The organism is Saccharopolyspora sp., assembly GCF_017434145.1.
In the GTDB taxonomy this organism is placed as follows: Bacteria; Actinomycetota; Actinomycetes; order Mycobacteriales; family Pseudonocardiaceae; genus Saccharopolyspora_C; species Saccharopolyspora_C galaxeae.
In genome coordinates this window covers 1-11033 of record NZ_JAFRFW010000695.1, presented here as the reverse complement: position 1 = coordinate 11033, position 11033 = coordinate 1, and the positions used below count along the sequence as shown (strand labels likewise).

The following is an 11033-nucleotide window of genomic DNA, read 5'->3' as shown; positions in this document are numbered from 1 at the left end:
TCGCCGCGGGCGCGTCGACGAAAGCCCGCGATATTCCGGAAATCCCGGCCGGACCGGCGCTCGTGCTCGCGGGCAGCTGTTCGCGCACCACGCTCGAGCAGGTCGACCGGGCGCGGGAACACCTGCCTGCGCACCGCTTGGATCTGCGCGCCGTCCCCGATCCCGAGCGTCTGCACGAGCTGGCCGACGACTGGCTGCGCGAGCACGCCGACGGCGGTCCGCTGCTGGTCTACTCCTCCGCGCCGCCGGAAGAACGGACATCGGACTCCGCGAGCTACGAACGGATTCTGGCGGCACTGGCGCGAAGCGCGGTGCAGCTCGGGTATCGACGGCTCGTCGTCGCGGGCGGCGAAACCTCGGGAGCCGTGGTCAACGCCCTCGGCGTGACCGCGGTCGCGGTCACCGGTGAAGCCGACCGGGGCGTGCCGTGGTGCGTGCACGACGGTGACCCGCCGGTGGCGCTGTTGCTGAAATCCGGCAACTTCGGCCGCCCCGATCTGCTGACGCGTGCGGCACAGGGGCGATCATGAGCGACACCGCGGCAGCCGTCGCCGCGCTGGGAGCGTCGTTCTTCGAGCGCGGGTTGACCTTCGGGCGTACCGGCAACATCAGCGTTCGCCACCACGGCCGGATCCTGCTCACTCCGACCGGCGCTTCGCTGGGCGCCCTCGATCCGGCCGGACTGTCCGAACTGGACCTCGATGGCGCGCACCTGAGCGGCCCGCGCCCGTCCAAGGAGGCTTTCCTGCACGCGGCGATGTACCGGGCACGACCCTCCGCCGCAGCGGTGATCCACCTGCACAGCACCCACTCCGTCGCGGTTTCCTGCTTGGCCGACGTCGATCCGCACGACGTGCTGCCACCGCTGACCGCCTACTACGCCATGCGGGTGGGCCACCTGCCGCTGCTTCCTTATCACGCGCCCGGTGACGACGGGCTCGGCCCGCTGGTCGAAGGAACCGCCGCGCGGCACCACGCGTTGCTGCTGGCCAACCACGGCCCGGTCGTGGCAGGCCGGGACCTCCCCGCGGCGGCCGACGCCGTCGAAGAGCTCGAAGAGACTGCCCGGATTTTCCTGCTGCTGCGGGGAATGCGTTCCCGGCCGCTCACACCGGAGCAGGCCGGGGAACTCGCGGCGCCGGGCTCCTGAGCCCGCGCTGCCACCGGCGCCCACCGATCCGATCAGCGCGCGCGAGCCCCGGCCCGCACCGCGGCCGTTTCGCGCAGCAAAGGAGCAACGATGCTCGCCGTCCTGGGATTCGCAACGCTCGGCGTCTTCATGGCGCTGGTGATGCGCCGATACCTGACCGCTTTCGTCGCCATCATGGTCACCCCCATCGTCTTCGCCGTGGCCGCCGGATTCGGCGGCGATCTCGACGAGATGATGCTCAACGGCCTGGAGATCGTCGCGCCGACCGCGATCCTGCTGCTGTTCGCGGTGCTGTACTTCGGCGTGATGATGGATGCCCGGCTGTTCGATCCGATCTCGACGGCGATCATCCGGATCTCCAAGGGCGACCCGGTGCGCATCTGCGTCGGCACCGCGATCCTCGCGCTGCTGGTCGCCCTCGACGGCGACGGCACCACCAGCTACATGATCGTCTGCTCCGCGTTCTTACCGCTCTACCGGCGGCTGGGGATCAACCCGCTGGTGATCGCCACCATCGCCACGATGGCGCTGGGCACCATCTCCGGCACCACCCCGTGGGGCGGCGCGGCGACCCGCGGGATCAGCGTGCTGCACCTGGACTCCACCGACTACTTCACGCACATGATCGCGCCGATGGTGCTGACCTCGCTGGCCATCGTCGCGATCGCCTGGGTGCTCGGCCGCGGCCAGCGCGACCGCATCGACCGGGCCGTGATCGACGAGTTCGCCGCCGAAATCGCCCAGCAGCGCAACGAGAACAACCGCGACTGGCGGACCTGGTTCAACGCCGGGCTGACCGTGCTGCTGCTGGTGCTGCTGATCGCCGGAGTCGCCGAGCTGGTCAACCTGTTCATGGTCGCGTTCGTCATCGCTCTGCTGGTCAACCACCCGCGCCTGGCCGACCAGGGCGAGGTCATCAAGAAGCACGCGGGCAACGCCGTACCGGTGGTCATGCTCGTGCTCGGCGCCGGGATCTTCACCGGCATCATGACCGACACCGGCATGACCGAAGCCATGGCCGACGCGCTGCTGTCGATCGTGCCCGACTCGCTCGGCAACCTGATCCCGCTGTTCACCGCCGTGATCAGCCTGCCGCTGAGCTTCTTCATGTCCAACGACGCCTACTTCTTCGGCGTCCTGCCGGTGCTGGCCGAATCGGCCGGCCACTACGGCATCGCCCCGGTCGAGATCGCCCGGGCCGGAGCGATCGGCCAGATGATGCACTCCATCGGCCCGGCCTCCGCGCCGCTGTGGGTCCTGCTCGGGCTCATCAAGCGCGAACTCGGCGACTTCCAGCGCTTCGCCCTGCTGTGGGTGCTGCTCGCCTCGCTGGCCTACATCGCATTCGCCGTGCTCACCGGAGCGATCACGGTCTACTGAAGACCACCGGACATCCCGGCACCTTCTTCGTCCACATCGGAGGCGATTCGTCGGGCTTCGAGCAAGTTGAGGATGCGCTGGACGCGACGGGCAGCGGATCAACAACGGCCGCGGGGACGTCCGGGAGGAGTTCGGCTCAGCAGCCGACGTAGGCCGCGAGGTGTTCGCCGGTGCGCGTGGAGCGGTCGGCGACGAGTTCGGCCGGGGTGCCCTCGAAGACGACCCGGCCGCCCTCGTGGCCCGCGCCCGGCCCGATGTCGATGATCCAGTCGGCGTGCGCCATGACCGCCTGGTGGTGCTCCACGACGATGACCGACTTGCCCGCGTCGACGAGCCGGTCGAGCAGGCCGAGCAGCTGCTCGACGTCGGCGAGGTGCAGCCCGGCGGTCGGCTCGTCGAGCACGTACACCCCGCCGTTGTCGGCCAGGTGGGTAGCCAGCTTGAGCCGTTGCCGCTCGCCGCCGGACAACGTGGTCAGCGGCTGGCCGAGACCGAGGTAGCCGAGTCCGGTGTCGGCCATCCGCTGCAGGATCTGGTGCGCGGCCGGGATGCGCGCCTCGCCCGCGCCGAAGAACTCCGCGGCCTCGGCCACCTGCATCGCGAGCACCTCGCTGATGTCCTTCCCGCCGAAGCGGTATTCCAGCACCGACGGCTGGAACCGCTTGCCCTCGCACTCCTCGCAGGTGGTGGCGAGCCCGGCCATCATCGCCAGGTCGGTGTAGACGACTCCGGCGCCGTTGCAGCCCGGGCAGGCGCCCTCGGAGTTGGCGCTGAACAGCGCCGGTTTCACGCCGTTGGCCTTCGCGAACGCCTTGCGGATCGGTTCCAGCAGGCCGGTGTAGGTCGCGGGGTTGCTGCGCCGCGATCCGCGGATCGGGGCCTGATCGACCGAGATCACGCCCGCCGAAGCCGGGATGCACCCGTGCAGCAGCGAACTCTTCCCGGAGCCCGCAACGCCGGTGACCACGCACAGCACCCCGAGCGGGATGTCGACGTCGACGTTGCGCAGGTTGTGCTGCGCCGCGCCGCGGATTCGCACCGCTTCGGTGGATTCGCGCACCTGCTCCTTGAGCGGGGCCCGATCGTCGAGGTGGCGGCCGGTGACGGTGTCGCGGCCGCGCAATTCCGCAACGGTGCCCTCGAAGCAGACGGTGCCGCCCGCCGAACCCGCGCCGGGGCCGAGGTCGACGACGTGGTCGGCGATCGCGATCGTCTCCGGCTCGTGCTCGACGACCAGCACCGTGTTGCCCTTGTCCCGCAGGCGCAGCAGCAGATCGTTCATCCGCCGGATGTCGTGCGGGTGCAGGCCGATGGTCGGTTCGTCGAAGACGTAGGTGACGTCGGTCAGCGCCGAACCGAGGTGGCGGATCATCTTGGTGCGCTGCGCCTCGCCACCGGACAACGTGCCAGAGGAGCGGTCCAGCGAGAGGTAACCCAGCCCGATCTCCACGAACGCGTCGAGGGTTTCCCGCAACGCGGTGAGCAGCGGTGCCACCGACGGCTCGTCCAGACCGCGGACCCAGTCCGCCAGGTCGCTGATCTGCATCGCGCAGGCGTCGGCGATGCTGATCCCGGCGATCTCGGACGAGCGGGCGGCCTCGCTGAGCCGCGTGCCGCCGCACTCGGGACAGCTGGTGAAGGTGACCGCCCGCTGCACGAACGCCCGGATGTGCGGCTGCATCGCCTCGGGGTCCTTGGACAGGAACGACTTCTGGACCTTCGGGAGCAGGCCCTCGTAGGTCAGGTTGACCCCGTCCACCTTGACCTTGATCGGCTCCTTGTGCAGGAAGTCGTGCAGCTCTTGCGCGGTGTACTCGCGGATCGGCTTGTCCGGATCGACCAGGCCCGACTCGGCGTAGACCCGCACGTTCCAGAAGTTGTCCGACTTCCACCCGGGGATGGTGAACGCGCCCTCGGACAGCGACTTCGAGTCGTCGTAGAGCTGGGTGAGGTCGATGTCCGAGACCGCTCCCCTGCCTTCGCACCGCGGGCACATGCCGCCGGTGATGCTGAAGCTCTGCCGCTCCTTGACGGTCCTGCCGCCGCGTTCCCGCGTGATCGCGCCCGCCCCGCTCATCGAGGCGACGTTGAACGAGAACGCCTGCGGCGAGCCGATGTGCGGCTGCCCGAGCCTGCTGAACAGCACCCGCAGCAGCGCGCCGGTGTCGGTGGCGGTGCCGACCGTGGACCGCGGATCGGCGCCCATCCGCTGCTGGTCGACGATGATCGCGGTGGTGAGCCCGTCGAGCACGTCGACATCGGGCCGCGCCAACGCGGGCATGAAGCCCTGCAGGAAGGCGCTGTAGGTCTCGTTGATCATCCGCTGCGACTCGGCGGCGATGGTGCTGAACACCAGCGAGCTCTTGCCCGATCCGGAGACCCCGGTGAACACCGTCAGCCTGCGCTTGGGCAGCTCGATGCTGACGTCGGCGAGGTTGTTCTCGCGCGCGCCGTGCACGCGGATCAGATCGTGGCTGTCGGCGACGTGCTGGACCGGCGGCCGGGCCGACGATCGGGCCGACGACTGGTCCGACGGCTTCTCGGCGGTGCTCATCGGACCTCCACATGTGCCTGACGAACTCGGTCTCCGCCGCAGAATCTACTGGGACCCCCCGACACCGCACTCCAGCCGCGCCGCACTGCGCAGCGCCCGGCGGCTCTGCGCACACGCACACCGGTAACACAACCGGACCCCGCCCAAGCGGGCGGAGTCCGGTGCGCGGCCCCTTTTTGATCTTGTTTTTTGATCTTCATCTTGTCAGCGGCGCAGCCGCTGAGCAGCGACCATGCAAGCAACCGGCACCGCCGCGGGTTCTCAGCGGCTTCCTCGCGAGGACAGCGATTTCGCCGCGTAGGGGCCTACGTCAGAAATCGCGGTCACATCGGCAAGGGGCAGCGAGGAAGCCGCTGAGGTTCCGCCACCTGACCCGCTACGCAAACCTCAAAAATGGGCTTTCAACAAGGAATCAGGCCAGGTCGAACCTGTCCGAGTTCATGACCTTGTCCCATGCCGCGACGAAGTCGCGGACGAATTTCGCCGCCGCGTCGTCGGCCGCGTAGACCTCGGCGACCGCCCGCAGCTCGGAGTTCGAGCCGAAGACCAGGTCGACCCGGCTACCGGTCCACTTCACCCGGCCCGCGTCATCGATCGCCTCGAAGGTCTCCGAGGACTCGTCGGCCGCCCGCCACGTCGTGCCCATGTCGAGCAGGTTGACGAAGAAGTCGTTGCTCAACGTGCCCGGCTTGTCGGTCAGCACGCCCAGCGCCGACTGCCCGTGGTTCGCACCGAGCACGCGCAGCCCGCCGAGCAGGACGGTCATCTCCGGCGCGCTCAGCGCGAGCAGGTTCGCCCGGTCGATCAGCAGGTATTCCGCGGGCAGCGCGGCGCCCTTGCCGAGGTAGTTGCGGAACCCGTCGGCGGCAGGCTCGAGGTGGGAGAACGACTCCACGTCGGTCTGCTCCGCGGTCGCGTCGCCGCGGCCAGGGGTGAACGGAACCTCGACGTCGAACCCGGCGGCCTTGGCGGCCTGCTCGACACCGACGCAGCCGCCGAGCACGACCAGGTCCGCGAACGAGACGGCGGTGCCGGACGAGCGCTGGATCTGCTCCAGGGCGCTGATCACGGTCGCGAGCCGCTCCGGCTCGTTGACCTCCCAGCTGCGCTGCGGCTCCAGCCGGATGCGCCCGCCGTTGGCGCCGCCGCGCTTGTCGCTGTCGCGATAGGTCGAGGCCGCGGCCCACGCGGTGGAGACCAGCTGCTGCACGGTCAGCCCGGACTCGGCGATCGCGCGCTTGAGCTCGGCGATCTCCGCGGTGCCGATCGTGCGCTCGGGCTTGGGCACCGGGTCCTGCCAGATCATCACCTCGGACGGGACCTCGTCACCGAGGTAGCGGTCGGCGGGCCCCATGTCGCGGTGGGTCAGCTTGAACCAGGCGCGCGCGAAGGCGTCCGCGAACTCGTCCGGGTTCTGCCAGAAGCGCCGCGAGATCGGCTCGTAGATCGGGTCGACCTTCAGCGACACGTCCGTGGTGAGCATGTTCGGCGCGATCTTCTTCGACGCGTCGTGCGCGTGCGGGACGGTGCCCTCGCCCGCGCCGCCTGCCGGGCGCCACTGCCAGGCGCCACCCGGGCCCTGGTAGACCTCCCACTCGTAGCCGAAGAGGTTCTCCCAGAAGCCGTTGCTCCAGGTGGTCGGCGTGGAGGTCCAGGTGACCTCGAGGCCGCTGGTGATCGTGTCGGCGCCCTTGCCGGTGCCGTAGCCGTTGCTCCAGCCGAGGCCCTGCGCCTCCAGCGGGGCGGCCTCGGTGTTCGGGCCGAGGTTCGAGTCCGGTGCGGCGCCGTGGGTCTTGCCGAAGGTGTGCCCGCCGGCGATCAGCGCGACGGTCTCCTCGTCGTTCATCGCCATCCGGCCGAACGTTTCGCGGATGTCGCGGGCCGCCGCGACCGGGTCCGGCTGCCCCTCCGGGCCCTCCGGGTTGACGTAGATCAGGCCCATGTGCGTCGCGCCCAGCGGCTTTTCCAGGTCGCGCCGCTCGCCGCCGGAGATGCGCTGGTCGCTGCCGAGCCAGGTGGTCTCGGAGCCCCAGTAGACGTCCTCGTCCGGCTCGAACGAGTCCACCCGGCCACCGGCGAAGCCGAAGGTCTTCAGCCCCATCGACTCCAGGGCCACGTTGCCGGTCAGCACCAGCAGGTCGGCCCAGGAGATCTTGCGCCCGTACTTCTGCTTGACCGGCCACAGCAGCCTGCGCGCCTTGTCCAGGCTGACGTTGTCCGGCCAGCTGTTCAGCGGTGCGAACCGCTGCTGACCGCCGTCGGCGCCGCCGCGGCCGTCGCTGGTCCGGTAGGTGCCCGCGCTGTGCCAGGCCATCCGGATCATCAGCGGGCCGTAGTGCCCGTGGTCGGCGGGCCACCAGTCCTGCGAGGTGGTCAGCACCTGCTCGATGTCCCGCTTCACGGCGGGCAGGTCCAGCGTCTTGAACTCGGCGGCGTAGTCGAAGTCCTCGCCCATCGGATCGGTCACGGCCGGGTTCTTGGCCAGGATCTTCAGGTTGAGCCGGTTCGGCCACCAGAAGTTGTTGCCGTCACCGCTGGTCGGGTGCGGAAGGCGGTCGCCTTGCGCGACCGGGCAACCGCCGGTGGTGGCGTCTGGGCTGTCAGTCACCGGGAATCCTTTCGGGATCATTGGGTTGTTCGCCAAGCGAGCGGGCCGCGCAGGCCGGGCAGCGCCCCCAGTAGATGACCTCGGCCTCGTCGATGGTGAAGCCGTGGGCATCGGACTCGGTCAGGCAGGGCGCGGCGCCCACGGCGCAATCGACGTCGGCGATCGAGCCGCACGACCGGCACACGACGTGGTGGTGGTTGTCGCCGACCCGCGCCTCGTAGCGGGCCACCGAACCCATCGGCTGGATCCGGCGCAGCAGCCCTACCGTCGTCAGCGCACGCAGCACGTCGTAAACGGCTTGGTGCGAAACCTTGGGCAGCTCGCCGCGCACGACGCCGATGATGGATTCGGTGTCGGCGTGCGGGTGGTCGTGCACCGCGCACAGCACCGCGACCCGCGGCCGGGTCACGCGCAGCTCGGCCGCGCGCAACATCCCCTCGAAGTCTCCAGTCGTCGCTGGCACGCGCAGCAGTTTGAGCCATTTTCTGGAATGAATCAAGAGTGTTCCGCAGATTCTTGCCGTGCCGTTACCCCGGGCGTCGCCCGGCCCAGGCGGAGCGTGCTGGACTGGCAGCGTGGAGCCGTTGATGCCCCGGGAACGGGCCGAAGTCGCACCGGGCGCGGTGCACGTGCCCGGCTGGCTGGGCCTCGACGCCCAGAGGGATCTCGTCCGCGCGTGCCGGGAATGGGCCGCGAGCGCGGGCCTGCGCTCACCGCGGCTGCCGAGCGGGGGCGTGATGTCGGTGCGCACGGTCTGCCTCGGGTGGCACTGGTATCCGTACCGGTACTCGCGCACCGTGGACGACGGCGACGGCTCGCCGGTCACGCCGTTCCCGGGCTGGCTGGGAGCACTCGGCCGGGAGGCGGTCGCCGACGCCTACGGGGTCGGCGCGGATTACGACCCGGACGTGGCGCTGGTCAACTTCTACGACGCCCAGGCGCGGATGGGCATGCACCAGGACCGCGACGACCGAACCCTTGCGCCGGTGGTGTCGCTGAGCCTCGGCGACGCCTGCACGTTCCGCTTCGGCAACACCGAGGGCCGCGGCAAGCCCTGGACGGACGTCGATCTGCGCTCCGGCGACCTGTTCGTGTTCGGCGGCAGCTCGCGACTCGCCTACCACGGCGTGCCGAAGACCTTCCCGGGAACCGGACCGGAAATCGGCATGGCGGGCGGACGCCTGAACATCACGCTGCGCGAGTCGGGACTGCTCTGACGGTCCGATGTGGACGCGCGATTCCGCCCACCGGGACGGCCCGCTCGCCGGCGAGTCCACGCCGGACGCCTGAACACTGCCCGGCGTTACCGGCGCGCAACGGCCCGGTCCGTCCACAACGGACGAACCGGGCCGAACAGCGGCCGGGACGGCCAGGTTCTGTTTGAAAAGCGGCGGCAGCCGCTTGCGCCGCCCGAGGACTCAGCCGGACCACCGGCGGGTTCTCAGACGTCTTCTGGCGAGGACAGCTCGGACGCCGAGTAGGGAGCTACTTCAGGATGAGATCCCGGAGCCGGAAGGCGTCTGAGGTTCCGCTACCCGACCCGCTACGCAAACCATTTCCTAAACGCTCCTAGGGGCCGCGGCCCGGGCGTCAGTACTGGTTGTGCTGCGCCGCCTGCGAACCCAGCGGGCCGAACTGCCCCGCGGGCCGCTGCGCCTGGTACGGGTTCGGCGGGAGTTGCTGGCCGAGCTGGTCCTGGCCGTACTCCTCGACCGGCCAGCCGTACTGCTCGGACTGCTGCCCGCCGCGCTGCTGCCCGTACTGGCCGCCCTGCTGCGGACTGCCCTGTTGCTGGCCGTACTGCTGCTGACTGCTCTGCTGCTGGCCGTACTGCTGCGACGTGCCCTGCGGACGCTCCGGGCGCCCCAACGTCCGCGTGGCGTTCGGGTCGTGACCGGCACGGTCCGCGGCGTCCACCACATCGCGCGGGATCCGCACCGTGTTCGAGGCGTCCATCGGCGACGTGGCGCTGTCCGGCGTGACGACGAACCTGCCCCGTGCCCGCGCACGAGCAAGTGTTTCGTCGGCTCGGTCCCGCGGGTCCATAGCGGTGCCTCTCCATGCTTTCGCCGTCGGATCTTCCGCCGCGCGCTGCGTGCCCGCCGGGCGACGCCTCTTGGGCCGGTCCGCACCCGGCGCGCGGGGGCAGGGCCGGTCGAAGTCGTGGTGCGGCTTCGATGTTCGCGCTCATGTTGCCACTGCGACGTTGCCCGGTGCGACGCCGCCGCATTCGGTTTCGACTCGGTATCGGGGTTCGTTCAGGTCGGTCACGCGAGGCGGAACCGCTGGTGGCGGACCGCGGATGCCGGGCTCGTCGGGAGTGATCCAGCCCACCGAGGCCGACCCTGGGTCCATTATGCCGCCGCTGTTGGCACAGTATTCCTCCCAACGGGTTTTCGTCAGGATCGACGCACGCCCGGCCGCGACCGCGGCCGGGTCGTCGCGGCCCGAGGCGGACCGCCGGGGCCGCGGCCGGCGGCTCGCCGGCCACCCGGCCCGGAGAAAGGAGGCCCGGTATGACCGCCGGACCCGCAGGTCCCGATCCGCTGCCCGGCGCGGAGGCGGTGGTGCTCGTCGGCGGCAAGGGGATGCGCCTGCGCCCGCTGACGCTGTCCGCCCCGAAGCCGATGCTGCCCACCGCAGGCGTGCCCTTCCTGAGCCACTTGCTGGCCCGCATCCGCGACGCGGGCATCGAGCACGTGGTGCTCGGCACCTCGTACAAGGCGGAGGTGTTCGCCGAGCACTTCGGCGACGGCTCCGAGTTCGGCCTCGACCTGGAGTACGTCGTCGAGGAGGAACCGCTGGACACGGCGGGCGCTATCCGCAACGTCGCGCACCTGCTGCGGGAGGACGACGTGCTGGTGTTCAACGGGGACATCCTCTCCGGCCTGGACCTGCGCGGGCTCGTCGACACGCATCGCGCGAACGCCGCGGAGGTCACGTTGCACCTGGTCAAGGTGGACGACCCGCGGCAGTTCGGGTGCGTGCCCACGGACTCCGACGGCCGGGTCGAGGCGTTCCTGGAGAAGACCGAGGATCCGCCGGTGGATCAGATCAACGCCGGTTGCTACGTGTTCCGGCGCCCGGTGATCGAGGCGATCCCGGCCGGGCGCCGGGTGTCGGTGGAGCGCGAGACCTTCCCCGGCCTGCTGGAATCCGGCGCGCGGGTGCAGGCGCACATCGACTCGTCGTACTGGCTGGACATGGGGACTCCGGCCGCGTACGTGCGCGGTTCGGCGGATCTGGTGCGCGGTGCGCTGCCGTCCGCGGCGCTGCCCGGTCGGCCGGGGGAGGCGCTGCTGCTGCCGGGAGCCGAGGTGGCCGCCGATGCCCGGGTCGAC

The 11033-nt window shown here is 70.3% G+C and carries 9 protein-coding genes; 5 read left to right on the top strand and 4 right to left on the bottom strand.

Features of this window, described 5'->3' with window-relative positions; genetic code table 11:
- The 3 genes from IJH84_RS19035 to IJH84_RS19025 form a co-directional block, all read left to right on the top strand.
- On the top strand, window positions 1-530 hold a 530-nt coding region (locus IJH84_RS19035; protein WP_295146948.1), incomplete at its 5' end, for a nucleotide-binding domain containing protein.
- A complete protein-coding gene (gene otnC / locus IJH84_RS19030) occupies window positions 527-1150 on the top strand; it encodes a 3-oxo-tetronate 4-phosphate decarboxylase (RefSeq protein ID WP_200072364.1) in 624 nt (207 codons plus the stop codon). The genes IJH84_RS19035 and otnC, both read left to right, overlap by 4 nt.
- Window positions 1151-1240: 90 nt before the next feature.
- Window positions 1241-2530 (top strand): CitMHS family transporter, encoded by a 1290-nt coding sequence (locus tag IJH84_RS19025; RefSeq protein ID WP_295146944.1) that lies wholly within the window; start codon window positions 1241-1243, stop codon window positions 2528-2530.
- 136 nt (window positions 2531-2666) lie between these two features.
- Here the strand turns inward: IJH84_RS19025 and IJH84_RS19020 are convergent, their stop codons facing one another.
- From IJH84_RS19020 to IJH84_RS19010, 3 genes are all read right to left on the bottom strand, one after another.
- A complete protein-coding gene (locus tag IJH84_RS19020) occupies window positions 2667-5084 on the bottom strand; it encodes an excinuclease ABC subunit UvrA (RefSeq protein WP_295146940.1) in 2418 nt (805 codons plus the stop codon).
- A gap of 412 nt (window positions 5085-5496) precedes the next feature.
- Window positions 5497-7692, bottom strand: a complete 2196-nt coding sequence (gene katG, locus IJH84_RS19015; RefSeq protein ID WP_295146937.1) for a catalase/peroxidase HPI — start codon at window positions 7690-7692, stop codon at window positions 5497-5499.
- A complete protein-coding gene (locus tag IJH84_RS19010; RefSeq protein WP_200072405.1) occupies window positions 7685-8125 on the bottom strand; it encodes a Fur family transcriptional regulator in 441 nt (146 codons plus the stop codon). Before IJH84_RS19010 ends, katG begins: the two co-directional genes overlap by 8 nt.
- Before the next feature lie 142 nt (window positions 8126-8267).
- Here IJH84_RS19010 and IJH84_RS19005 point away from each other — a divergent pair, with 142 nt between their 5' ends.
- Window positions 8268-8909: an alpha-ketoglutarate-dependent dioxygenase AlkB gene (locus tag IJH84_RS19005; protein ID WP_295146934.1), complete on the top strand. Its 642-nt coding sequence runs from the start codon at window positions 8268-8270 to the stop codon at window positions 8907-8909.
- Between the two features lie 373 nt (window positions 8910-9282).
- Here the strand turns inward: IJH84_RS19005 and IJH84_RS19000 are convergent, their stop codons facing one another.
- Entirely contained in the window at window positions 9283-9738 is a 456-nt protein-coding gene (locus IJH84_RS19000) for a hypothetical protein (RefSeq protein ID WP_295146931.1), read from the bottom strand.
- A gap of 470 nt (window positions 9739-10208) precedes the next feature.
- Between IJH84_RS19000 and IJH84_RS18995 the strand changes: the two genes are divergently transcribed.
- The coding region (locus IJH84_RS18995) for an NDP-sugar synthase (protein WP_295146928.1) at window positions 10209-11033 on the top strand (825 nt) is incomplete at its 3' end.

Bases quoted from the DNA above. Each gene is read 5' to 3' on its own strand.
- otnC (WP_200072364.1), top strand. From the start codon at position 527: ATGAGCGACACCGCGGCAGCCGTCGCCGCGCTGGGAGCGTCGTTCTTC.
- IJH84_RS19025 (WP_295146944.1), top strand. From the start codon at position 1,241: ATGCTCGCCGTCCTGGGATTCGCAACGCTCGGCGTCTTCATGGCGCTG.
- IJH84_RS19020 (WP_295146940.1), bottom strand. From the start codon at position 5,084: ATGAGCACCGCCGAGAAGCCGTCGGACCAGTCGTCGGCCCGATCGTCG.
- IJH84_RS19010 (WP_200072405.1), bottom strand. From the start codon at position 8,125: ATGTTGCGCGCGGCCGAGCTGCGCGTGACCCGGCCGCGGGTCGCGGTG.
- IJH84_RS19000 (WP_295146931.1), bottom strand. From the start codon at position 9,738: ATGGACCCGCGGGACCGAGCCGACGAAACACTTGCTCGTGCGCGGGCA.